Raw genomic sequence first — 23,103 nt, 5'->3', positions numbered from 1 at the left:
CTCATAATACATTGGCTTAACAAAGGAAATTTGCGTGATCCGCTATCAACTCAAAACCTCTTTACTGACACTCCGGTATTTTTGCTGTCTTTTCCTCTTATTCAACCCCATCCATTCAATCGCACTGTTCATTGATTCAAAGGAAATTGAACGGCAACTATCCAACTCCGCCATCGAGTTAAACAAGGCCGGGCATTCTGATTTACAGCGGTTTTATGCTGCCAGGAATTATCAACCGCTATGGCTCTCGGGAGAATCAGAATCACCGCAACTGAAAATAGCATTGGCATTCATTGCCAGTGCAGAAGCTGAAGGATTGAATAGCCAGGATTACCAATTACAGCAATTGGCACAACTGCTGCAGCATAGTGATCAATCTTCATCAACAGCAACCGAGCTGGAGATACGTACAACGCACGCCGTATTAAAGCTCGCCACGGATTTATCCCGCGGCCGTTTTTCCGCGACTGCAACCGACCCGGATTGGCATATTCCACGGGCCGACTTTGATGCAGCCGCATTCTTGCAAACAGCCATACATGCTGGTCATTTGAAAGATTCACTACAGAAATTGTCTCCGCAAACGCTCAATTATCAATTGCTCAAACGCACCCTGGCGCACTATCAAATACTCCTTAAAAACACCCCGGAATGGATTCGTATTCCGAGTTCGCCATCCCTCCGGCCGGGTGACACCTATCCCAGCATTCCTTTGATTCGCCAGCGCATAGCACAAGCTTATACCGCCGATGGCTTGCCTGAATTCAATCTTATTCCCAGTGTAAGCCAACTCTATGATACCGAGCTGGTTGCTGCCATCAAAGCCTTTCAGGCGCAACACGGTTTAAATACCGACGGCATTATCGGGAAAAACACCATTAACGCGTTGAATATTCCACTCGAATGGAAAATACGCCAACTGCGCATCAATATGGAACGCCTGCGCTGGCTCCCCAGGAATCTGGGGCAGCGCCATCTGCTGGTGAACACCGCAGGCTTTTATCTCACTGCTATTGAAAATGACGAGCCAGTTCTGAATATGCGTATCATTGTCGGGCGGGATTATCGCTCAACTCCCAGTTTTAATGGCACGCTGTCGCATATGGTGTTGAATCCTTATTGGAATGTTCCGGCGAGCATCGCACGCAAGGATTTATTACCCAAGCAGCAGCAAGATCCGACTTATTTCACCACGGCCGGATTCAAGGTCTACCCCGCCCAGGAACGCGGTGCGCAGGCGATCGATCCGGGTATGATCGATTGGCATGAACTCAATAAAAGATTTCCCTATTTCCTGCGCCAAGACCCGGGCAGTCACAATGCGCTGGGTAAAATCAAATTCATGTTTTCCAATCCGTTCAGTATTTATTTGCACGACACGCCATCCAAGTCACTGTTTAAGAAGGATATCAGAACTTTCAGCTCAGGCTGCATACGTCTGGAAAAACCCTTTGAACTAGCGACTTTTGCTCTGAATCAACCCAGCTTGCCGGAAAAATTTAGCGCGGATTTGGAAAGCGATAAGACCATTACTACGCATTTACCTAAACCATTACCGATTTACTTGGTGTATATTACGGCCTGGGCGGATGAGCACGAGAAAGTGTACTTCTACCCGGATATCTATGACCGTGATTTACGTGCGTTGCGTCATGCTCGCTGGTAAATTATTTTTCGCACACAATCGCAGCATTTTCAGGAGAAAATAGTCGATGATACGAAAATTTCTGGATCAAGCGTATTTATCAGAAACAGAACCCAGCCGTCGCCATTTTTTAAAAACCGGCTTGAGCACATGTACTTTGTTGGCACTGCCCATGGCAGCCACATCCGTGCATGCGGCCATCAAAAAACCTTTAGAAAAAAAACTGAGCTTTCTTAATTTGCATACCGGTGAACGTACTAGGACGACTTTCTGGGCCAATGGCCGTTACATTCCGGAAGGCATGCGCGCTATTAACCAAGTGTTGCGTGACCATCGCACCGGTGATCGATATAAGATCGATCCCACGCTATTTGATTTTTTGCATCTGCTACAACACAAATTAAGAACCAACCAAGAATTCCATGTGATCTCAGCCTACCGCTCTCCTGCCACCAACGCCAGACTGGCGGCACAAAGCGGGGGGGTCGCCAAAAACAGCCTGCATACACATGGAAAAGCTATCGATATCCGCCTGCCGGGACGTAAATTATCCGATTTGCGCAGCGCCGCGTTGTCATTGCAAATTGGCGGTGTCGGTTATTATCCCTCATCCAATTTTGTTCATTTGGATACCGGGAATTACCGTTTTTGGGGTGGTTAGAAGAATTTAGCTTGCTAGTCGCGCGTATCTTAGACTCTCAAAGAGAATACAAGTCAGTGCTGATGTGTCCGGCACTGAGAGAATCAGTTTCGGCACAATGGTGGGCAAAAAATCCAGTCACACCAAGCCGTTATATTTAAAATCTTTACGTTCTCTTTTGTTTACGGCGCGCAACAGCAGTGCATCGACTTTAAGGTTTTGGAACTGCCGTAAGGATAACATTGCCCACCGCAAACATGGTCGTCAGATAGACGTCCGATTTCATTAATGATCGAGTGTTAAGTTCATCAAAACCAATCGGCATTGCGTTGTAGAAAAACGTTGTAAAATAATCTGCAGTACCTTCTCTTCAGTCAATTGTCAGAAAACTTCCTTGTTATCTCCTAATATCCGGTCAAATTAACAGCCTTAAGGTAAACCCACAGAGAATCGCAAGTTCAGCATTTTGCAAAACATGGACGTTCTTGTAAGACCTTTGTTATGTGTTGATGCGCACGGACAATGGGATAATTCTGCGGTATAAAATCACTCTAGTAGTGGGAATTCTGATTAAGGGAATGAAATATAGGTCATCTAGGTCAACAAAGAGTCACCAATAAATTTCTTTGTGACGAGAAATTAATAGCCTGCATTCACTCAGTTAATTGTGACAACTGATTTCATATCGATTCTTTGCAAAAAATATATCTAAAATTTAACAGGATAAACATTATGATTAAGATCTGGGTTCTCGTCGCGAACAGCGGCAATGCTACACTTTTTACCGCAGACTCACCGACAACATCGTTGACCGAGCTAATGAACTTTGATAACCCCAGCGCGCGCATAAAGCAGATGGAACTCAGCAGTGATCGCCCGGGACGCAGTTTCGATAGCCATGGTGAAGGTCGCCATGCGATGGCGGTCGAGGTAGAGCCCAAGGAACAGGAACAGATACGCTTCGCTAAGTTGATTGTTGATCGGCTCGAACACGGGCGCTTGGAGAATGCATTTGAACGGCTCGTAGTAGTAGCGGCGCCCACGTTTCTTGGCCTACTGCGCGCCCACTTCAACGCCCCACTCAGCTCTCTGCTGTCCCTGGAGATAGACAAAGACTACACGGCACTCCGACCTGAAGAGTTGCGCACCCGCCTGCCCGAACGACTTTAAGTCGTTGACCTATCAGATCATCACAATTACAGGAGAAAATCATGCAGATACAAGTCAATACCGATCGTAACGTTGAAGGCCACGAGGAATTTTCCGCACAAGTCAAAGCCAAGATAGAGGATGTGTTGAATCGTTTCAACAAACATGTCACCCGGGTTGAAGTACATATCAGCGACGAAAACAGCGACAAGGGTGGCATGAATGACAAACGTTGCTTGATGGAAGCCCGTTTGGAAGGTCGCCAACCTGTCGCGGTCACACACCAGGCAGCAAACCTGAATCTAGCCATCCAAGGCGCTGTCGATAAGTTGAAAAACGTAATCGAAAGCACGCTTGGCCGGCTGGATAATCATTGATGATTCCAGAATAACAGTGAATATTGATGCCGGAACACTCTAATCAATTCACTAAAAAAGTTTCAAGCTCAACGGGCCATTTCTGCTGAGATCCTGATCCAACGGATTGTATTTATACGTATGCGTCTTGAAGTTATGAACAGTGGTTGAAAGCTTGCCGGCGGCACCTTCGTTTAATTTATAAGGGACCTCCTGACCAAGCCAGAGGCCCCCCACCAAACCATTTCAATAGGCTAATGTGTGCGTGCAGGAGTATATGCACCTCGCATACCGCTTTCCAATTTACGTGCCTGACCGGTAGCTTCTTCCAACGTTGGCAATATGGCCTGCAGTTTCTCGGATTTCTCGGCTTGTGTATCAGGTGCTTGCACAATTTTTTGAATCTGATCACGCATCGCATCAACATTCTTATAAACTTCATGCTCACGTGCTTTCTTCACAGACGAGGATTCAACACTTCTTGCAGCAGGAATGACCCCAGGACATTCTGCGGCTTTCTGTTGAAAAGGAGCGCGATTTTCTTTAAATTGCTGAGCAATTTGGACACGTTTGGGAATAAAAACATCCGTGAGCAGCGGCGACAATTTTCCAGTTTCATCAACATGGACAAAACGAAGGCTATTGGGCCATACAGCACCACTACCAAGATCCTTACCCGCAGAGAATTGATGGCAACCGCCGCAAGTCATGGTGCCAGCACGATTCATCAACTGGACTGAAGATATTCCGGTCAAATCCTTCAGTTCTGCAAGGCGTGACTGTACTTGATCAAGCAATAATGGATCAATCCTATCGGCAGGATTATCCTCGTCATCTTGCGAAATCGATTCAAAATCATTAAATCGGGTATCGAATCCTGCACTAATACCATTGATGATATCCTTAGCCGATGCAGTATTGTTGATTCGATCCGGATTAACCAGATTACATAGTGGTTGACCGAGGAAAGAATTACGGAAATCATGTTGGTCCGTTTCGTCAAATCCATCCGGTAATTCCGCAGCTGCGCGAAACAGGAAAGCCATTGGCGAATCATCTACCGGTTCGGGTTTGAAGATTGCCTGCCCGCTTTGATCAAAATTGACCAGAAATTCCCGTAACGACCAGAGAATTTCCTGCGGATCCGGCGTCTTGAACAAATTAACACGCAACTGCCCCAATGGCATACCATAATTTTCCGCCTTAATTACTGGTGCCACGCCCGGAATACCTTGATAGTAGAATTTCTCAAGCTCTGCTACTGTTTGTGTTGCATCGGTATCACTTGAACGCTGCACCCAAAAATCAGTGATTGCGGCACAGCCTGCCAAACCTTTGCCAGGATCCGGATTGGGGATCCTTGCTTCGAAAATCATGGTTAAGCGATCAGTTGGCCCGCTCGATTTTTTTGTGTAAACAATTCGATATTCACCGCAATTGCTGCCATCCGCAGGCGCCAAATCAAAACGGTTAAATAGTCCTACCGGAATCATCCCATCGGGCGAATCCGGATTCAACAAATCCTTTGGAAGGATTGATGATTCGCCGGGTCGGGCTTTCACCGCAATGGTTTTACCTGAAACAGGATGAACAAATGCAGTTTGTGCAAATGAATCGATGATGCTTTGTAACATCGAAACGGAATTCGTTGGTATCCCTCCTGCAGTGGCAACAATTTGATCCATTGTTTTGGAAAATGAAAATGGCGTTGCGAGTTTTGCAGGATCATTGAATACAACAGATTTATCGGTGATAAGTTTTGTATCCGGTTTAGGATATGTAGGACCTTTATTTTCTTCACAGCCGTTTAATAAACTGAAAATGGCAGCAATCAATAGAAAACCCAAAGATCTCTTAAACGCAGTGGATTGGAAACATTTATAGGTCATGGTAACTCTCCATAAAGTGTGAGAAAAATCCCTAGAATCACGAAAAACAAAACGATTCTAGGATATCCAATAAGTTTCTCTATGTGATTTTTGTCACTTCAAGTGAAAGAAGTTGATGTATGACTTGATTTATATCATGGGAAAATCGATCAATACCTACCATAGTCCATTAGATGCAAAAACTTGCCGAAATTTTCAAATTTCCATTTACGAATAATCTGCGACATCCCGGTTACACTCTGCTCGGCCGATATCAAACCGTTAGGACTAGGACTACTACTATGTCAGTCCTGGCCTGAATTGGGACCAAGCTCTAAGCTCACAGCTATGAACAATCATCGCTACATACAGTAACCGCGATACTTTGCGGTATCCTATTTGTTGGTGTCATCCTTGCTTACAATCTTCACTGATCGTAATTCAAGACTTCGGAAACAGCGATTACTTGATCCCGTACTGTGCGCGATAACGTTCGACAGCAGGAAGATACTGTACGAATTCTCGATGATTCTGCAAAAATTCCACCAGATCGTCCAGATTGATAATTGCAGTCACCGAGAAACCATGCATCTGCTGCACCTCCTGAACTGCAGAAAGTTCTCCCATTCCCCGTTCCATGCGATCGAGCGCGATTACGACGCCGGAAGGTATTGCGCCTGAATTTTTAATCAGCTCGACCGATTCACGCACTGAAGTGCCTGCGGAAATGACATCATCGACAATCAGCACACGACCGTTCATCGGTGCACCGACCAGCACCCCGCCTTCGCCATGATCTTTGGCCTCCTTGCGGTTAAAGCAGAACGGATAGTTATACTCCATCTCAGCCAGCGCAATGACAATAGCACTGACCAGCGGAATGCCTTTATACGCCGGGCCGAACAGCATGTCGAACGGAAGCGCTGCAGCAACAATCGCTTTGGCGTAAAATTGCCCGAGTTTGCGCAATGCATCACCATCGTTAAATAACCCCGCATTGAAAAAATACGGTGACATGCGCCCTGCTTTGGTTTTAAATTCACCAAAGCATAATACCTTGCGCGCAATGGCAAATTGAATGAAGGCTTGCCGGAAATCATCAGACATAACTTGATCAACCCATAAATTGATAGATGCAAATTATAACGCTTAACTTAAATGGTATTCGCGCAGCCGTGAAAAAAGGCTTTCTTCAATGGCTTGCATTACAATCGGCAGATATCGTTTGCGTGCAGGAATTAAAAGCGCAGCTGCCCGATCTTTCCGCCGAAATGCAAATGCCGGATAATTATCACGGCTATTTCCATTGTGCCGAACAAAGAGGCTATAGCGGTGTCGGCATATATACTCGCAAAAAACCGGATCAAGTCATCGAAGGCATCGGTATTGCCGACATTGATGCCGAAGGCCGCTTTCTTCAAGTGGATTTTGGTAATTTGAGCATCATTTCGATCTATCTGCCGTCCGGCTCCAGCGGTGAACACCGGCAAGCCGCAAAATTTTATTTCATGGAAAAATTTTTTCCGGTATTGCAAAACCTGAAGATTAGCAACCGGGAAATCATTTTATGCGGTGATTGGAACATTGCACACAAGGAAATCGACCTTAGGAATTGGCGCTCCAATCAGAAAAATTCCGGCTTTCTACCTGAAGAGCGCGAGTGGTTATCCAACGTATTTGAGAATTCCGGCTTTGTCGATGTGTTTCGCCGTCTGAACGCAGAACCGGATCAATACACCTGGTGGTCGAACCGTGGACAAGCCTGGGCCAAGAACGTAGGTTGGCGCATCGACTACCAAATCGCCACACCGGCTATCGCACAACTCGCACAAAGGGTTTCCATTTATAAAGATGAGCGTTTTTCCGATCATGCACCACTGATTATCGACTACGATCACGAATTATGACATTTGCAGGATTTTCCGGTTGGTTGCAGGCGATGCGGGTATACACCCACCCTCGCGTACTGGGCATGCTGTCGCTGGGATTTTCCGCTGGATTACCCTTGCTGTTAATCATGGGTACATTGTCTTTCTGGTTGCGCGAGGCAGGTATCGATCGCACCACCATCGGCCATCTAAGCTGGATCGGCTTGGCCTACAGTTTTAAATGGTTATGGTCGCCATTGGTTGATCGAATGCCGCTGCCGCTGTTGACGCGATGGCTGGGCCGCCGCCGCGCTTGGTTGTTACTGTCGCAGATTACCATTGTCATGGCGCTAACAGGCATGGCATTCACCGATCCTGTCATGAATCTGGCCCATTTGGTGTTTTTTGCACTTGCCGTAGCGTTTGCTTCCGCCACGCAAGATATCGCACTCGATGCTTATCGCATCGAAGCCGTTGCAGTGGAATTGCAGGGCGCAATGGCCGCCACCTATCAGGCCGGTTATCGCGTCGCGATGATCCTGGCTTCTGCGGGCGTATTGTGGATTGCTGCGGCGGTTGACGTCACTGTCGATACTTATGATCACGCGCCGTGGCGTTTCGCTTATCTGATCATGGCGATGAGCATGGTTGCCGGCATTATCACCACGCTGATCATTCGCGAGCCGGATGTTCCCTATAGCCGCTTAATCTCGGAAAACGAAAAAATCGCACAACAGGCCATCGCAACCTGGCATCTTCATCCCCGCATCGGCAACCTGATGATCTGGCTTTACGGCGCATTAATTGCACCATTCCGCGACTTTATCATGCGTCATGGCCGGCAAGCATTGCTGATCCTGGGCCTGATTGCCATCTACCGCATCTCCGATGTTGTAATGGGCGTAATGAGCAATCCTTTCTATGTCGACATGGGATATAGCAAAGAAGAAGTTGCCACGATTTCAAAAGTATATGGCGTGATCATGACTATCATAGGCGCGGCGATCGGCGGTGTGCTGACGGTCAAAATCGGCATCATGCGCACCCTGTTTCTAGGCGCCGTACTGTCTGCCGCAACCAATTTACTGTTTGTCTGGCTCGCGGGACGCGGTCATGATGTGAGTGGATTAATTTTCACCATCTCGGCGGATAATCTTTCTGCCGGCATCGCTTCCTGCGCTTTTATCGCTTATTTATCCGGCCTGACCAATTCGGCTTATTCAGCCACGCAATATGCATTATTCAGTTCGGTAATGCTGCTGCTACCCAAATTCATCGCCGGTTTCAGCGGGCAATTTGTTGATGCGTATGGTTATGAAAATTTCTTCATTGCTACCACTATACTGGGCCTTCCAGTTTTGATTCTGGTCTGGCTCGCCGGACAAGCCAAATTTGCCCATTCCTCCCAATAATCAAACATGTTACATGCCACCGTGCAGAAAAGCCCTGAAACTGAATATCATGCATTGATAAGCGCCGGAGAGCTGCAACCCGATGCCGATCAAGCCAAAGCTGTTGCCGCCCTGGAGCGATTACATGGTGAATTGATTAACTCGCGCACAATCGGGAAAAAATGGCCTATTCGATTGCTTCGTTGGTTTGGAAATAATAAATCGGCGCCCAAAGGCATTTATCTTCATGGAGGCGTGGGACGTGGCAAATCCATGCTGATGGATCTGTTTTATATGACGATTCCCATCACTTCCAAGAAACGCGTTCACTTTCATGAATTCATGCTGGATATTCATGCCCAACTTAAAAGCTGGCATGAATTTTCAGTACGGGAACGTGCACAACAGGGCTTCCGTGCCAGTGACGCTGACCCTATTCCTTCGATCGCGAGAAAAATAGCCGATACTTCAATGCTATTATGTTTTGACGAATTCCAGGTAACCGATATCGCCGATGCAATGGTTCTGACCCGGCTTTTCACCGAACTGTTTGCACAAGGTGTAGTGGTCGTCACAACTTCGAATAGGCCTCCCGACGATCTCTATAAAAACGGTTTGAATCGTCAGCGTTTTGTGCCATTCATTCAACAGATACGGGATAAATTTGAGATCATTTCACTGGAAGGCCCGATCGATTATCGCTATAACCGCCTGAAAGGTGCGCAAACTTACTACTTTCCAGTTAACCAAGCTACTACGGACGAGCTGTCGGCCACGTTCTTCCGTCTCACCGACCGCCGTGTGGAAGACCGGGACAAAGTTCCCAGCGAAGAATTAACGGTACAGGGTCGAACACTGTTCGTTCCCAAAGCGGCGCGAGGCGTTGCCGTTTTTTCGTTTAAGCGCCTGTGCGCAAATCCTCTCGGTACCGCAGATTATCTCGCCATTGCCAGAACCTACCATACCGTCATCCTGGTTGCGATCCCACAATTCGACCAGGAGAACAACAACGAAGCCAGGCGCTTCATTCATTTGATCGATGCGCTATATGAGCATGGTGTCAAACTGTTGTGTTCAGCCGCTGTTCCCCTGCAATCGCTATATGCCGGAGGGGAAATCAGTTTTGAATTTGAACGCACGATTTCACGCCTGATGGAGATGCAATCGGAAAGTTACCTGGCAAGAGGTCACGGCAAAAATTTGCATTAGATAAGAAATTTGATCGTTTGCAGTCGAGTTTCTTATCGGAGCTTCTGGAACTAAAAAGATAAACAGGTGAGAGCTCGCAAAAAAACTTGGCTCTGAATCTGAAGAGCGTACTTAACGCCCCTGTTAAAAGCCGGACACTGAGGAAGACTATTCGAGTGATGTCCTTCGCGCGAATCAGCGGCGCAAACTTTGGGGCATTGCAGATTAACTTAGTGGATTATTTCTTAATCTCTTTGAAATGAGCTATAGCAACACGCGCGGCATTCCTTGCTGAATCATCCTCATCGTAATTTCCATTTGCAATCGCTTGCTCCAGACTGACAATGGCCATGGCTAAATGAATGCGTCCGGCTGACGAGATATATTCTTGGTCTTGCACCGAAAGTGCATGAATTATTGCAGTCGTTGAGTGCTTTGCGATTGTAGCTCCGTCATCAGCGGTTATCGACGCCTCAGAGAATCTAATTGCCTGATGTAAATGACTTTCTGTCAAACATGCAGATAAAGTTAAGGTTAAAATAATTAAGATACTGGAAAACAGCATATCTTGTTCATTCCTGAAGTAAGCTTTGGATTTACTACTTATTACATTGTTCTCAAACATAATTATAAGTTCCGATATGATTGTATAACAAAATACAAATAAGTATAGAACTCTAAAATTATCTCAATGCTTTTAAGTAAACGGGTTTTAGTGCCCATTTATGTTTAACTCCCTTCTTCAACGATTTTCAGAAGCAATTCAGCTCGCAATTGCGAGCAGTATTACAGGTATCCGCAACAATATTCAAACGTTGCGTCTGGTGCGCCATAAACAGATACAATTTGATTGGATGGAAACATAAAAATAGCAACCTGCGACACGTCAACTGTGTCAGATAGCAATGCTATGACAGTTTTTGCGCACAGAAAATCGAATATCTACTCCTCGCCTGTCTGAAAAAAATCAGTAATAGGTGTATCCTGCATGTATCTTCATATCTGTCCATGAGCATACCAAAATGATCATACTCATAACGGGCGCAACGGGATTTATTGGTCGTCACCTGGTGCAACGGCTGCAGCGGGAACATCACACGGTCAGGATATTGAGCCGTGACGGCAAACACGCAAGCCAAACTCTCAATGCACCGGCATTTGATTGGGACTATGCCACGCAAGACGTCCCTGCAGAGGCACTGCACGACTGCCAGATCATCATCAATCTGATGGGCGAGAATCTGGGAAATGGCCGTTGGACCGAAGCACGCAAGCACGAGATTTATGCTTCACGTATCCTCAGCACCCGCAAATTAGTAGCTGCTGCACCAGAAAGCCTGCGCACCTTCGTCTGCGGCTCGGCAATCGGTATTTATCCAGGTGCAGGCGATGATCTGTATGACGAATCCTATGCTGTTCCGGAGCGGCTCAGTTTTATGCAGACCCTTTGCCACGACTGGGAACAGGAAGCCTCCAGGATTGAGCACAGCAAAGTGCGCCGGGTCAGTATTCGAACCGGCGTTGTATTGGGCGATGGCGGCATGCTGAAAAAGCTACTGCCGATATTCAGGATGGGATTGGGTGGACCTGTCGGCAATGGTCGGCAATGGCTGCCGTGGATACATATCGATGACCTGGTTTCGGTCTTTTGCGAAGCTGCACTGGATACACGCTATCATGGACCGGTGAATGCCGTGTCACCCAATCCTGTACGCTATCGCGAATTTGCAACAGCCCTTGGCAAGGCACTGCATCGTTCCGCCTTCTTCCCCACCCCGGCATTTATCCTGAAACTGGCATTAGGCGAAGCAGCTGCGTTGGCTTTAAACAGCTATCACATTACACCCAAACGACTTCTTGAAGATTATGGCTTCAAATTCAAATTTGTTCATTTATCGGATGCACTGGCAGATTTATTTGTCGAAAGCTAAGTCTTCACGTTAAAACCCGTCATATCAATGAGTGCAACACTGGTTGTTTTTTGGTTCCGGCGCGATCTGCGTCTGGATGACAATGTCGGGTTGTCACATGCGTTAGCATCCGGACAACCGGTGTTGCCGGTTTTTATTTTTGATCCATCAATTTTGACAGGATTATCCGAAAATGATGCGCGCGTTACCTTCATTTACGACACTCTGCAAACGCTGCGTACGCAGCTCGAGAAAAAACATTCGAGTTCAATCGCGCTCTATTATGGCAGCCCCATAGAAGTTTTCGATCAAATCCTGCATTTATACTCTGTCACTGCGGTATATACCAATCACGACTACGAACCCTACACGCGCGAACGCGACGAAACCGTACGTCAATGGTTAAAAGCACGATCGGTGGCTTTTAATACCTATAAAGACCATGTGTTATTTGAGAAAAATGAAATCGCCAAGAACTCGGGCGGTCCTTATATCGTGTATACCCCCTATATGCACAAATGGAGAAAGATTCAGAGTGAGACAATACTTAGGACTTACTCAACTTCGGCAAAACTGGGAAACATCATTAAACATTTGCATTCGCCTAATCTTTCTCTAACTGACATTGGTTTTGTGCGATCTGCCGTAACCATTCCAGCGTATCGATTGGACACGAAACTGCTGCAACATTACGCACACGATAGGGATTATCCTGCATTAACCGCCACATCACTTTTGGGTGCCCATTTACGATTCGGCACGATTAGTATTCGGCAAGTATTTCAGCAAGCATTGAACGCCAGTAACGATATCTTCGGTAATGAGCTGATCTGGCGCGAATTCTTCAGTCAAATCCTATGGCATTTCCCGCATACACAAAATAGTAGTTTCAAACCGCGCTACGATCGCATTCAATGGCGCAATAACGCAGCAGATTTCGAGCGCTGGAGCAAAGGAATGACTGGTTATCCCCTGGTTGATGCTGGCATGCGCCAGCTCAATGCTACCGGCATGATGCACAACCGGGTACGCATGATCACTGCCAGTTTTTTATGCAAACACTTATTGATCGATTGGCGCTGGGGCGAAGCTTATTTTGCAAAAAAATTACTGGATTACGAAATGGCCAGCAATGTCGGAAACTGGCAATGGGTAGCAGGTTGCGGTGTGGATGCCGCGCCTTATTTCAGAATCTTCAATCCTGAAACACAAATCAAAAAATTCGATAAAAACTTCAACTATATTCAGACTTGGGTAAACGATTGGCGCACGCCAACTTATCCAGCACCGATAATTGAACACAAAGACGCGCGAAGGCGTTGCTTAAAAGCATATCAACAAGCTATCGACTAACCGGCAAGCAGCTGAAAGTTAATCCCTTTCAACTCCCGCTCCAAGTTGGCTTGATTGTTTGAGTAATATCACTGTCTGTTGATAACAGGTACGAGAGAAGTAAATCAACCATGTGACGATGCCAAACAACTTGAAACCATCTTCGATCAAAACTGCAATACCTGTTTGTCGCAATACCAGATCAGACACGATGGATAATGCCAGGAAAGCACACGCTATTAATAGAATGATGTAATCTGTCTGTAAAATAATCTTGGCAAAGATGGTAAAAAAGAACAGCATTGCCAAAATATACGCCACATAAAAAATCTTCTCCGATACATTTAAATATTGCGGAAAAATATGCTCATGCAGCAAGCAAAAATCATCCACCAGTAGCACAAAAGTCAGCAGTCCTGAATATAACAAATATGCTCCGATCTTCCTGCTGCCTTTTTTTATCAAGAGCACGGCTACAAACAGACAAATAGCTGCCGAGAATGTCCAGAGCAACACACCCAGATTAGACATGACTCCGAGAAACGGATTAAATTTAAGTATTGCTGCAGGTTCCCGGAAAAAATTATCGATCAATATATCGTAGTGTCGACTGATCAGCCAAACCGAAAAAAGAGCAACAGACACAATCAAATAAGGAATGACCAGCAAACGCAGTGAAGCTTTCAGCTGATCAAGTGTTTTGTTAATAAAATCTCTGGACATTAATTCGGCCAATCTCATAAAAATAAACTTATATTAAAAATTGATACATACAGCTGTAACACGTATATGCTTGAGTTTGCTTGCGCCATTAACAAGTGTCAAGCTTATTTCTGATAAGGTCATGAATGCCATGACTAACTGGCTCGTTCAGTATCATCTACAAAATCCTGAAGTCCGGCGAAGTATTCATGTTCAGAGCACGATCAATCTACTACCCCGAGTTAAGCTATTACATCACTGAAAACATAATAAACCAACAGATATTCCTGTTCTTCTCATCTGACTTATGAGTAGAAATAATACATACGCACCCACTAGTCATTTTTCTCAATATCCGTCCTCACTCCAATAACATAAGGAAGAAAGACCATACTTTTGTCTCCATGCAAGCGTTAAAACTTTCCTCGCTGCTTCTTTTCTCATTCAAAATTAAAAATTCTGTTATGTGTAAAAAATCCTGACAGTAGATATCAAAAACTTATTCTCATTTAACGGCACTAGGAAATATAATAAATACCTAATAATTACAATAACAAAGATCAAATACTTTGCTGCCAACGCTAAATAAGGCACTCAATCATATCTACTACGATACAGTCATCTGATGCATTTCCATTCCATACTTGTTTTTTTAGTGTTATCCTAAATGTGAGTAAGTGCTTTTCTTATTCGAATAAAGCCGTATTTTGGTATTTTAGAAGGTTCTTGAATCAAGAAATTATTTGGTCTTCTAATAATAAGGATCTTTTTCTGAAAGCTTAATTCTGGACAAAGATTTTAGATATGGTTTGTAATTGATAAAGTTTCAACGTGACATTAAATTTGTTTATAAACATTTTTTAATTTTAATAACAAAGGAGATTCTCATGAAATATTTACTATTAGCAGCAGTTCTCTTAGCGTTCACACTCCCTTTAACCGCATGTGGGGGCGAAGGTAAGCCTGGCCAATACCCACCAAGCCTTTATAAAGATAGTAAAGAGGGAGATTCTCAATAAAATTTTCTGGCTGCTGATTTTCTGGCAAAACCAAGAAAAACAAATAATTAAATTGCAGTCATAGCAATAAATCAGAAAACAAGTAATTAGCTGTTTCTTTTTGATAAAAAGATTGCAATCAGAAATTTAGAAACCTGTTTTCAACTGGGCTCTGGAAAAAATCCAGAGCCCTTATTCGGAGCTCCCTCCGAAAATTGATCATATCTCCAGATTCTGACCGGTAACTCTTAATCGGTTATTTATATCATGAACTGATTCTTACGCTCTTTCATTTCTCATTCAGTTCCCATTCATGGTGCCATATGTAAATTGACATCATCAGGAATACACCTGAAACGAATAACTGAAGGAGAAATATCATGGATGCTCAAAAAACAAAACTAATCAGTCTGTTAGTTAGCATACTATTAGCAATTACTTTAGCTGTCCCTACATTAGCACAAGCAGGCAGAGGACATCATAGACACCATCACGGACATAGTCATGGGCATCACCATCATCACAATCATCACAATCATGGTGGATATAGTTATATATATAGCCAGCCTCGTGGTTATTACCAGCCTTACTATCCGCAACCGCGGTATAGTTATAATTACTATCCTGCTCCGGTGTACATCCCCCTTCCTCAAGCGGTAATGGGCTTTGGTGCCGGGAATATGGATTTTATGATACGCTTCTGACAAGCACGACCAGCAACGGGTATTAAAACAATATACCTGTTGCATCGTGATTACTACCTCCAGAAAATGGAATGGTCGATATGAATAGAGAGTGGAAAGTTTTAGTAATTATGATGGCACTGACTGTCCCGAGCACACTAACCTTAGCAGGCTGGCAAGAGAGCACTGCAAATTATCATCGCACCAACAGTGGAAACAGCACGGCAACCGGAATCTCCGAACAAAAGGCGATTATTATCGCGCAGCAACATTTCAAAGGTCGGGTGTTGGCAATTAATCAGATCGGCCATACTTACCGCATTAAAATACTCAGTGATCAAGGCGCAGTCCAAACGATCCTTATCAATGCGCGAGATGGTTCTGTGATAGTAGCTCCCTAATTCAATAGGGGATGGAATTCACTGTTTCAAACAAGTTTAACTTTTCTCACCCGAGATTTGAGGAGTAAACGATGCGCATTCTGGTCATTGAAGATGAATTCAAATTACAAAACCAGATTCGCCAGCAACTGGAAACCGCGGGCTATATGATCGATACATGCAGCGATGGCGATGAAGGCTTATTTCTTGCTTCAGAATACCCTCTGGATGCCGCCATCATTGATATCGGCTTGCCTGGAAAATCCGGCCTGGAAATTATCAAAGTGCTACGTGAACGAGGTAATCTGCTGCCCATTCTTATCCTGACCGCCCGCAGCAGCTGGCAAGACAAGGTACAAGGCCTGGAAATGGGTGCGGATGATTACCTGACTAAGCCATTTCAAATGGAAGAATTGCTGGCCCGAGTGAAAGCACTGCTGCGTCGCGCGACCGGTATACCACAGACATTTTTAAAATGCGGCCCCATTACGTTGGATGTCACTGCTCAATCCGTTGCCATTAACGGTCAAGAAATCGAGCTTACTTCGTTTGAGTATCGCCTGCTGGAAGAATTGGTACGTCATCACGGCGAAGTTCTCTCCAAGCACACCTTATCCGACTATCTCTACCCGCACGACGAAGATAGGGACAGCAATGTGCTTGAAGTCATGATCGGCCGGTTGCGCCGCAAACTCGACCCCGAAGGCACTCTGAATCCAATCGAAACCATGCGTGGTCGCGGTTATCGCTTTACCTTGGAATGCAATAAATTGTCATGATGTCATTAAACCGGCGCATTCTATTCAGCGCAACCTTGGTTCTGCTGGTTTTTATCATGGGAATTGCGCTGACTCTGGATCGTGCTTTTTATGATAGTGCACGCTTGGGTGTGAAAGATAGGCTATTTGCCAAGCTGCTCATGCTCATGGGAGACGCAGAAGTAGAAGATTCCGGCGAGCTGGATGTACCGACCAATTTGCTCGATGCCGAGCTCGGCCATGTCAATTCAGACACCTATGCTTATATTGTCGCCCCAACCAATACTATTTCCTGGCGCTCCAATTCATCATTCAATAAACCCATACCGACTATCTCTTTATTGGAGAAAGGTAAAAAAGAATTTAGTCAAATTACGCTCAATGATGAGCCTTATTTTATTTATCGCTACGGTGTTGCTTGGAAAACTCCTGCCGGGGATTACCCGCTGACTTTCATTGTTATCACTGATAGCGTGCTGTTTGAGGCGCAAGTGGAACGCTATCGGGAAGATTTGTGGGGCTGGCTAAGTATCATGGCTATTTTCCTATTAGCAACGCAAATGCTGGTCCTGCATTGGGGCTTACAACCACTTCGCAAAGTATCGACTGAGCTTGCCGCAATAGAGTCCGGGCAACAGGAGAAACTGAAAGGTAATTATCCTCGTGAAATACAAGTATTAACCGACAGCATCAACTCTTTGATCAACCACGAACACAAACAACAGAAACGTTATCGTAACGGTCTTGCAGACTTGGCGCACAGCCTCAAAACACCACTCGCCGTTTTGCAGGGTACAATCCAAAGCGAAGGAGATGAAACCATCCGGCAAAAAACGATTCAGGAACAAATTGACCGCATGGATAACACCATCCAGTATCAATTGCGCCGTGCCGCAACTGCCGGTAGCTCCCCGGGTATGGGATTGATCATGCTGCGGCCGATGGTCGACCGAATTGTCAACACCGTGACGAAAGCCTATCGTGACAAGAACCCTTGCATCATCATTGAGATTGATGAGAGCATTAGTTTGCAGATCGACGAAGGAGATTTAATGGAATTACTCGGCAATCTGATCGACAATGCTTTTAAATGGTGCCGTCAGAATATTTGTTTATCCGCGAGTTATCAGGAAAATCAGGTAATTATTCAGGTCAAAGATGACGGCCCCGGCATTCGATCTCCTGAAATTACCAGAATTCTTGAACGCGGCGTGCGCGCCGATCAGTCCACGCCTGGTCACGGCATCGGTTTGGCCATTGTGCGCGATATCATCCAGGTTTATGGTGGGGAGTTATCGATTGAGAATAACTCAACCGGCGGCCTGTGTGTCGTTCTGCGCCTAAAGAAAAACAAGCAGCACTAATTCTTTTCACGGCGAGTTCTGCGAAACACACTTTAATTACTATTCTGAATTTGAATTAGGCCTTTATCAATGTCCATCCACCAATCAGGATAAACCCCACTCCTGCAATATAGTGCAGATGTTTTGCGCTGATGTGATCTGAAATAAAACTACCCGCCAGCACACCGATCGCGGAAGTTGCAATCAGTGCAAGTGATGCACCGACAAACACCGTCCATTTATTGACCTCCTTATCAGCAGCAAACAGCAGAGTCGCCAGTTGCGTTTTGTCGCCCAATTCCGCGATAAATACCGTGGCAAAAATCATTAGTAGTATTTTGTAGTCCATGTTTAAGCCCGAAATGAGGTTGGGTTATCTGCAATACGATTCCAGTCCAGTACCAACGATAAAATCGCGCACCCTTTTACCCAAAAAGAAGTAATAATAAACGATAGTCAGCATGTTTTTTCAAATAACCTTTCAAGGTTTTTACAAAACATTCGGCTTCAAGGATTAATCACTATTAGAGGAATAATCATGATCAAAGCTTACGCTGCATCCGAACCGGGTGGAAAACTTCAACCTTATGAATATGATCCCGGACCGTTGGGTGATCATGATGTTGAGATCGCGGTTGAATTTTGCGGTTTATGTCACAGCGACCTCAGCATGCTGCATAACAATTGGGGAATTACTCAGTATCCCTTTGTGCCAGGACATGAAATCATTGGGACAATTTCAGCTAAAGGTACACATGTAAAAAATTTCTCACTTAAGCAGCGCGTTGGCCTAGGATGGCACGCTGGTTATTGCATGACCTGCCATAGTTGCCTGTCCGGCGACCATAACCTCTGCGCTCAACCAGAGTCCACCATTGTCGGTCGACACGGCGGCTTTGCCGACTACGTACGCGCCAGCGCTGCCAGCATCGTGGCACTGCCGCATGGTCTCAACGCGCAGAGCGCAGGACCGCTTTTCTGTGGAGGAATCACTGTTTTTAACCCTCTTCTGCAATTCAATATCCCGCCCACTGCTGCCGTCGCCGTCATCGGTATCGGCGGATTGGGCCATATTGCATTACAATTTCTAAAGGCATGGGGTTGCCGGGTAACTGCCTTTACATCCAGTGAAGAAAAAAGGAAAGAAGCGCTAATACTGGGCGCGCATGACGTGCTGGATACGAGAAATCCAGTTGAACTTGCAACTGCAGCAAACCGCTTTGATTTAATTCTAGCAACGGTCAATGTAAAACTCGACTGGAATGCCTATATCGCGACCCTGCGTCCCAAAGGTCGCTTGCATCTTCTGGGCGTACCGCTTGAGCCACTGGAAATCAATGTGTTTCCAGTAATCTCCAACCAATATACGATTTCAGGCTCCCCTGTCGGCAGCCCCGCCAGCATTGCCACCATGCTGCAATTCGCAGAACAACACAAGATCGAACCTATCGTGGAAATTTTCCGCATGGATCAAATTAATGAAGCTCTCGCCAGATTGGCTAGCGGTGATGCCAAATACCGCGTGGTTTTGAGTGGTCAACAATGATCATCTTGTGAAGAGAGATTTCATATGCTCCAAGTACATCGTAGGCACGCCACGCAAAGGATGTATGGGATGATAAACGCTGCATTGAATAACCGAATTTGATCTAACAGGCACATCGTCAAATCGGGTAACCGCCAGATCAGGTCGCGACTACTACACCTTAAGAGATGGCGTGTATCGCCACAAAATATCCCAAAAACACCGCATCTTTCGTTGCTGCTGTACAGATCAGATGTATTGTTCTTTGAACTAATGCCCGTGACTACCCTATCTAGTTTATTTTTGTTTGCTGGTTACAGGTGGAATAAACAGAGCGGGTAATGTTTTACTAGGATATTGCTTATTAGACTTACCAGTTCCTACTTGAATTGATATCAAATCTGAACATTTTGATATATAGGGCTGTGAAAACAACGGGTCTTCTATTTTCTCAATCCTTTTTGACCTCTTCGATAGGGGCTCTTTCTTAAAGGAAAAAGCTCTCGATTTCTTTTGCTCTTCAATTGAGTTTGTTTTATTTGAAAGCTCAGTTTGCTGACTCTTTAATCCAAAATTACTTTCCTCTACTTGAATCTTAATCCCTAATAATCTTTCTATACCACCCAATAGAATAGTCTCTTCTCTGCTAACAAAAGAAATTGCAAATCCTTTCGCTCCCGCACGCCCTGTTCTTCCAATGCGATGTACGTAATCTTCAGGATTATTAGGTAGTTCAAAATTAATCACATGAGTTAATTCTTCAATATCAAGACCACGTGCTGCAACATCAGTCGCAACAAGGATTCGGATTAAACCACATTTAAAATTATCCAAAGCTTGAGTTCGTTGCAGTTGATTTCTATCGCCGTGTATTACGGAACTCAGGATCTCCCGACTATTTAATTTTTGTGTCAAATGATCTGCTCCATGTTTAGTACGTGTAAAAATCAATACTTGTTGCAAGTTTTTTTTCTTGATCATATCGATTAGAAATTCTTGCTTATTTTTTGATTCTACAGAATAAACTATATGTGAAATCAAATCACTGACTGAGTTTTGCTTGGCCACTTCAATCAGTATCGGGCTCTTCAAAATTTTTCCTGCAAGTTTCTTGATTTCTTCTGAGAACGTTGCGGAAAACATTAAATTCTGTCGTTGATCGGGTAACATCTGAATGATTTGCTTTATATCTGGCAAAAAACCCATATCCAGCATTCGATCGGCTTCATCAAGAATTAATATTTCAATTTTTGAAAGTATCAAATTTTTTTGTTGAAGATGATCCAATAAACGCCCTGGCGTTGCTACCAGGATTTCTACGCCAGAACGTATAGCTGCAATCTGCACATCGATATTTACACCGCCATAAATCACAGCTGATTTTAGTGCCACATATTTTCCATACGCTCTAACGCTCTCGTAAACTTGTATCGCAAGCTCCCTGGTTGGCACTAAAATCAATGCGCGTGTTGGATGTTTTGCAGGTGATGTACTACTATTCGCATGACTCTCTAATTTTTGCAACATAGGAAGAGTAAAACCCGCTGTTTTACCTGTGCCAGTCTGAGCTCCACCCATAACGTCAAAACCTTTCAGGATTATAGGTATAGCCTGTTGTTGAATTGGAGTGGGATTTGTATACCCTTGTTCAGATATAGCTCGCAACAAATCAGTTGATAAACCGAGTTGTTCAAATGAGATATTACTACTCATATATTACAAAAATTACCTCTTTAATTTTATTTAACAATAAAGCACTACGCGATAAGAAGGAAGAATCAAATCAAATAATTAAACCCTGAAGATCTTAATATTAAATCAAGTACAAATCCATAATTTAGTTCTCAAAAATACAAAAAGAATCTGCACGGAATATATGCAGATTCTTTGTTAAGATTGCTCTATTAACTTTATTGAAGTTCATTAAGCGTGAAGGGAATTATTCGTCATCGTCATCCTCTTCATCATCATCCTCTTCGCTTGCGGTTACCTCACTAGCACTATCCTCGTCTTCTTCCTCATCTTCTTCGTCGTCTTCATCTTCTTCATCTTCGTCCGGCTTCAACACCATCTTGCCCGCAGCCAAACTCGCATTCAGATCCGTCATCGGCGCTTCCTCATGCACCAGATTCTGATGACAGTCTATACACGTCGCTCCTTCCGTTTTCATCTTCTTATGCGCTTCCTGGGCATCCGCTCCAGGCGGATTCGGATCTCTATGACAGTCACGGCATGTTACACTGTCCCATTTCTTCAAATTCATCCGCGCATCATGCGCCATAATCAGCCGACGCTCATTAAACTTCTCCAACGTCGAATAATCATTAACCAATTCCAAATAAAGCTCTCTCGCACCATCTACCGCATGCGTATATAACGCTAAATGAAAATTCTTGAATCCTTGCGGTATATGACAGTCCTTACAGCCAGGATTCACCCCTAGTGCCCCATAATGAGTCGATTCCTTGAGTTCCGTCTGCGTATATGTCATCGAGTGACAGCTGGTGCAGAATTCTTCGGTAGATAGCGCCGCTTCTCCTCCAAATACCACCGCTACCAGCAATATCCCCAATAACCCGCCTGTCAGTAGTGTCCCTATCGCACCTTTCTGTAAGCCGCTCATCAGTCTTTTCCTTTTTTATCTTTTTTATCTGCCACTTTCTCTTTGGCATTCGCTTGAAATTCATCATGAAACTTGAACTTGGGTTCCCCTACGAATGTACCATCAAGCTTGTAATGCTCATGCATCGCTTTGACATCCTTCACCATCTTGTCAAAATCAAATGTGTATTTCGCGTCAACTTCCGGAGTAAATGGCGTATAGGGAGCTTTCGCACCTTTCCATGGCGAACCTTCGTAGTTTAAATGACAAGCACTGCAAGCTTCTTCAAAATGAAAGTCTTGCCCTTTGTCTGCCAATACTTTGCGTTGCATGGTAGTGCCTTTGCTTTCAAAGGCCTGACCTCCCTTACGGTGATCTCCCCGATAGCTCTTCCCAGGTCCATGACAGGATTCACAACCAACTGCCGCTAGCGGCTTCTTCGGTGTTTCTACCGTATAGCCACCTTTCTTGCCCCATCCATCAACATGACAGCCTACACAGTCCTTGTCTTGCGTGTAGTCCTTATCCGGATCCAGCTTCGCTTTTATCTTAGCTTCCTTGCGTGTGCCCGGTTTTAACGATTCCATCGCTTTGGCATGCGCCGTGTCATTCCATGATTTAGCTTGCGATTTGTGACATGAACTACATTTCGTACGACCTTCAAAATCCGCCGCCAACACTGTGCCCGAGAAAAATGCAGTCATCGCCAGTATGGCCAATATATGGGTTATCGCGTGTTTCATCTCTCCTCCTTTATACTTTTTT

General features: G+C 44.8%; 23 protein-coding genes and 1 pseudogene. 16 read left to right on the top strand and 8 right to left on the bottom strand.

Features of this window, described 5'->3' with window-relative positions; translation table 11 throughout:
- Positions 1–34 precede the first annotated feature (34 nt).
- From ATY38_RS10205 to ATY38_RS10190, 4 genes are all read left to right on the top strand, one after another.
- Entirely contained in the window at positions 35–1,666 is a 1,632-nt protein-coding gene (locus ATY38_RS10205) for a L,D-transpeptidase family protein (protein WP_062559203.1), read from the top strand.
- A gap of 46 nt (positions 1,667–1,712) precedes the next feature.
- Positions 1,713–2,306, top strand: a complete 594-nt coding sequence (gene mepK / locus ATY38_RS10200; protein ID WP_062559202.1) for a peptidoglycan L,D-endopeptidase MepK — start codon at positions 1,713–1,715, stop codon at positions 2,304–2,306.
- Positions 2,307–3,017: 711 nt separating this feature from the next.
- Positions 3,018–3,455 (top strand): host attachment protein, encoded by a 438-nt coding sequence (locus ATY38_RS10195; protein WP_062559201.1) that lies wholly within the window; start codon positions 3,018–3,020, stop codon positions 3,453–3,455.
- Positions 3,456–3,496: 41 nt separating this feature from the next.
- Entirely contained in the window at positions 3,497–3,811 is a 315-nt protein-coding gene (locus ATY38_RS10190) for an HPF/RaiA family ribosome-associated protein (RefSeq protein ID WP_062559200.1), read from the top strand.
- Between the two features lie 233 nt (positions 3,812–4,044).
- Here the strand turns inward: ATY38_RS10190 and ATY38_RS10185 are convergent, their stop codons facing one another.
- Positions 4,045–5,679, bottom strand: coding sequence for a hypothetical protein (locus ATY38_RS10185; protein WP_062559199.1), 1,635 nt, complete (start codon positions 5,677–5,679; stop codon positions 4,045–4,047).
- A 441-nt stretch (positions 5,680–6,120) separates the two neighbouring features.
- Positions 6,121–6,765 (bottom strand): orotate phosphoribosyltransferase, encoded by a 645-nt coding sequence (pyrE, locus tag ATY38_RS10180; protein ID WP_062559198.1) that lies wholly within the window; start codon positions 6,763–6,765, stop codon positions 6,121–6,123.
- Between the two features lie 26 nt (positions 6,766–6,791).
- Here pyrE and ATY38_RS10175 point away from each other — a divergent pair, with 26 nt between their 5' ends.
- The 3 genes from ATY38_RS10175 to zapE are packed head-to-tail and all read left to right on the top strand — an operon-like array spanning position 6,792 to position 10,126.
- Positions 6,792–7,565 carry an exodeoxyribonuclease III gene (locus ATY38_RS10175; RefSeq protein WP_062559197.1) on the top strand — a complete coding sequence of 258 codons (774 nt, stop codon included), beginning with the start codon at positions 6,792–6,794 and terminating at the stop codon, positions 7,563–7,565.
- Positions 7,562–8,938: an AmpG family muropeptide MFS transporter gene (locus ATY38_RS10170; protein ID WP_062559196.1), complete on the top strand. Its 1,377-nt coding sequence runs from the start codon at positions 7,562–7,564 to the stop codon at positions 8,936–8,938. The genes ATY38_RS10175 and ATY38_RS10170 overlap by 4 nt, the downstream gene beginning before the upstream one ends.
- A 6-nt stretch (positions 8,939–8,944) precedes the next feature.
- Positions 8,945–10,126 (top strand): cell division protein ZapE, encoded by a 1,182-nt coding sequence (gene zapE / locus ATY38_RS10165; protein WP_062559195.1) that lies wholly within the window; start codon positions 8,945–8,947, stop codon positions 10,124–10,126.
- Between the two features lie 217 nt (positions 10,127–10,343).
- On the opposite strand, the gene smbP is transcribed toward zapE, so the two are convergent.
- Positions 10,344–10,730: a small metal-binding protein SmbP gene (smbP, locus tag ATY38_RS10160; RefSeq protein ID WP_062559194.1), complete on the bottom strand. Its 387-nt coding sequence runs from the start codon at positions 10,728–10,730 to the stop codon at positions 10,344–10,346.
- Between the two features lie 397 nt (positions 10,731–11,127).
- On the opposite strand from smbP, the gene ATY38_RS10155 reads away from it, so the two are divergent.
- Complete coding sequence (locus ATY38_RS10155; RefSeq protein WP_062559193.1) at positions 11,128–12,036, top strand: TIGR01777 family oxidoreductase; 909 nt, start codon at positions 11,128–11,130, stop codon at positions 12,034–12,036.
- A gap of 27 nt (positions 12,037–12,063) precedes the next feature.
- The gene (locus tag ATY38_RS10150; protein WP_062559192.1) at positions 12,064–13,368 is read left to right on the top strand and encodes a cryptochrome/photolyase family protein; all 1,305 of its coding nucleotides are present in this window, start codon (positions 12,064–12,066) and stop codon (positions 13,366–13,368) included.
- Positions 13,369–13,386: 18 nt separating this feature from the next.
- Here ATY38_RS10150 and ATY38_RS10145 read toward each other — a convergent pair whose 3' ends face one another.
- On the bottom strand, positions 13,387–14,070 hold the full coding sequence (locus tag ATY38_RS10145) for a hypothetical protein (protein ID WP_062559191.1): 684 nt from the start codon (positions 14,068–14,070) through the stop codon (positions 13,387–13,389).
- Between the two features lie 866 nt (positions 14,071–14,936).
- Here ATY38_RS10145 and ATY38_RS16830 point away from each other — a divergent pair.
- The 5 genes from ATY38_RS16830 to ATY38_RS10125 all read left to right on the top strand — a co-directional run bounded on the left by ATY38_RS16830 (position 14,937) and on the right by ATY38_RS10125 (position 18,232).
- Positions 14,937–15,068 carry a hypothetical protein gene (locus ATY38_RS16830; protein ID WP_013647209.1) on the top strand — a complete coding sequence of 44 codons (132 nt, stop codon included), beginning with the start codon at positions 14,937–14,939 and terminating at the stop codon, positions 15,066–15,068.
- Positions 15,069–15,427: 359 nt separating this feature from the next.
- On the top strand, positions 15,428–15,751 hold the full coding sequence (locus ATY38_RS10140) for a hypothetical protein (protein WP_062559190.1): 324 nt from the start codon (positions 15,428–15,430) through the stop codon (positions 15,749–15,751).
- A gap of 80 nt (positions 15,752–15,831) precedes the next feature.
- On the top strand, positions 15,832–16,131 hold the full coding sequence (locus ATY38_RS10135) for a PepSY domain-containing protein (protein ID WP_062560175.1): 300 nt from the start codon (positions 15,832–15,834) through the stop codon (positions 16,129–16,131).
- Positions 16,132–16,202: 71 nt separating this feature from the next.
- Positions 16,203–16,889: a response regulator transcription factor gene (locus ATY38_RS10130; RefSeq protein WP_062559189.1), complete on the top strand. Its 687-nt coding sequence runs from the start codon at positions 16,203–16,205 to the stop codon at positions 16,887–16,889.
- Complete coding sequence (locus ATY38_RS10125; protein WP_062559188.1) at positions 16,886–18,232, top strand: ATP-binding protein; 1,347 nt, start codon at positions 16,886–16,888, stop codon at positions 18,230–18,232. The genes ATY38_RS10130 and ATY38_RS10125 overlap by 4 nt, the downstream gene beginning before the upstream one ends.
- A gap of 55 nt (positions 18,233–18,287) precedes the next feature.
- Here ATY38_RS10125 and ATY38_RS10120 read toward each other — a convergent pair whose 3' ends face one another.
- Positions 18,288–18,560, bottom strand: a complete 273-nt coding sequence (locus ATY38_RS10120) for a TMEM165/GDT1 family protein (protein ID WP_062559187.1) — start codon at positions 18,558–18,560, stop codon at positions 18,288–18,290.
- A gap of 189 nt (positions 18,561–18,749) precedes the next feature.
- Between ATY38_RS10120 and ahr the strand changes: the two genes are divergently transcribed.
- Entirely contained in the window at positions 18,750–19,757 is a 1,008-nt protein-coding gene (ahr, locus tag ATY38_RS10115; protein ID WP_062559186.1) for an NADPH-dependent aldehyde reductase Ahr, read from the top strand.
- A gap of 150 nt (positions 19,758–19,907) precedes the next feature.
- Positions 19,908–20,005 (top strand): annotated as a pseudogene (locus tag ATY38_RS17060) (IS5/IS1182 family transposase); the annotation flags it as partial.
- A 28-nt stretch (positions 20,006–20,033) separates the two neighbouring features.
- Here ATY38_RS17060 and ATY38_RS10110 read toward each other — a convergent pair.
- The 3 genes from ATY38_RS10110 to cycA form a co-directional block, all read right to left on the bottom strand.
- A complete protein-coding gene (locus ATY38_RS10110) occupies positions 20,034–21,449 on the bottom strand; it encodes a DEAD/DEAH box helicase (RefSeq protein WP_062559185.1) in 1,416 nt (471 codons plus the stop codon).
- Positions 21,450–21,675: 226 nt separating this feature from the next.
- Positions 21,676–22,359 carry a NapC/NirT family cytochrome c gene (locus ATY38_RS10105; RefSeq protein WP_062558620.1) on the bottom strand — a complete coding sequence of 228 codons (684 nt, stop codon included), beginning with the start codon at positions 22,357–22,359 and terminating at the stop codon, positions 21,676–21,678.
- The gene (cycA, locus tag ATY38_RS10100; RefSeq protein WP_062557487.1) at positions 22,359–23,081 is read right to left on the bottom strand and encodes a cytochrome c-550 CycA; all 723 of its coding nucleotides are present in this window, start codon (positions 23,079–23,081) and stop codon (positions 22,359–22,361) included. Before cycA ends, ATY38_RS10105 begins: the two co-directional genes overlap by 1 nt.
- Between the last annotated feature and the right edge of the window lie 22 nt (positions 23,082–23,103).

Source organism: Nitrosomonas ureae (assembly GCF_001455205.1).
Lineage (GTDB): Bacteria > Pseudomonadota > Gammaproteobacteria > Burkholderiales > Nitrosomonadaceae > Nitrosomonas > Nitrosomonas ureae.
The sequence above is the reverse complement of the archived record's forward strand: the minus strand, read 5'-3'. Positions and strand labels throughout refer to the sequence as shown.

Bases quoted from the DNA above. Each gene is read 5' to 3' on its own strand.
- mepK (WP_062559202.1), top strand. From the start codon at position 1,713: ATGATACGAAAATTTCTGGATCAAGCGTATTTATCAGAAACAGAACCC.
- ATY38_RS10195 (WP_062559201.1), top strand. From the start codon at position 3,018: ATGATTAAGATCTGGGTTCTCGTCGCGAACAGCGGCAATGCTACACTT.
- ATY38_RS10190 (WP_062559200.1), top strand. From the start codon at position 3,497: ATGCAGATACAAGTCAATACCGATCGTAACGTTGAAGGCCACGAGGAA.
- ATY38_RS10185 (WP_062559199.1), bottom strand. From the start codon at position 5,679: ATGACCTATAAATGTTTCCAATCCACTGCGTTTAAGAGATCTTTGGGT.
- pyrE (WP_062559198.1), bottom strand. From the start codon at position 6,765: ATGTCTGATGATTTCCGGCAAGCCTTCATTCAATTTGCCATTGCGCGC.
- ATY38_RS10175 (WP_062559197.1), top strand. From the start codon at position 6,792: ATGCAAATTATAACGCTTAACTTAAATGGTATTCGCGCAGCCGTGAAA.
- ATY38_RS10170 (WP_062559196.1), top strand. From the start codon at position 7,562: ATGACATTTGCAGGATTTTCCGGTTGGTTGCAGGCGATGCGGGTATAC.
- zapE (WP_062559195.1), top strand. From the start codon at position 8,945: ATGTTACATGCCACCGTGCAGAAAAGCCCTGAAACTGAATATCATGCA.
- smbP (WP_062559194.1), bottom strand. From the start codon at position 10,730: ATGTTTGAGAACAATGTAATAAGTAGTAAATCCAAAGCTTACTTCAGG.
- ATY38_RS10155 (WP_062559193.1), top strand. From the start codon at position 11,128: ATGATCATACTCATAACGGGCGCAACGGGATTTATTGGTCGTCACCTG.
- ATY38_RS10150 (WP_062559192.1), top strand. From the start codon at position 12,064: ATGAGTGCAACACTGGTTGTTTTTTGGTTCCGGCGCGATCTGCGTCTG.
- ATY38_RS10145 (WP_062559191.1), bottom strand. From the start codon at position 14,070: ATGTCCAGAGATTTTATTAACAAAACACTTGATCAGCTGAAAGCTTCA.
- ATY38_RS16830 (WP_013647209.1), top strand. From the start codon at position 14,937: ATGAAATATTTACTATTAGCAGCAGTTCTCTTAGCGTTCACACTCCCT.
- ATY38_RS10140 (WP_062559190.1), top strand. From the start codon at position 15,428: ATGGATGCTCAAAAAACAAAACTAATCAGTCTGTTAGTTAGCATACTA.
- ATY38_RS10135 (WP_062560175.1), top strand. From the start codon at position 15,832: ATGAATAGAGAGTGGAAAGTTTTAGTAATTATGATGGCACTGACTGTC.
- ATY38_RS10130 (WP_062559189.1), top strand. From the start codon at position 16,203: ATGCGCATTCTGGTCATTGAAGATGAATTCAAATTACAAAACCAGATT.
- ATY38_RS10125 (WP_062559188.1), top strand. From the start codon at position 16,886: ATGATGTCATTAAACCGGCGCATTCTATTCAGCGCAACCTTGGTTCTG.
- ATY38_RS10120 (WP_062559187.1), bottom strand. From the start codon at position 18,560: ATGGACTACAAAATACTACTAATGATTTTTGCCACGGTATTTATCGCG.
- ahr (WP_062559186.1), top strand. From the start codon at position 18,750: ATGATCAAAGCTTACGCTGCATCCGAACCGGGTGGAAAACTTCAACCT.
- ATY38_RS10110 (WP_062559185.1), bottom strand. From the start codon at position 21,449: ATGAGTAGTAATATCTCATTTGAACAACTCGGTTTATCAACTGATTTG.
- ATY38_RS10105 (WP_062558620.1), bottom strand. From the start codon at position 22,359: ATGAGCGGCTTACAGAAAGGTGCGATAGGGACACTACTGACAGGCGGG.
- cycA (WP_062557487.1), bottom strand. From the start codon at position 23,081: ATGAAACACGCGATAACCCATATATTGGCCATACTGGCGATGACTGCA.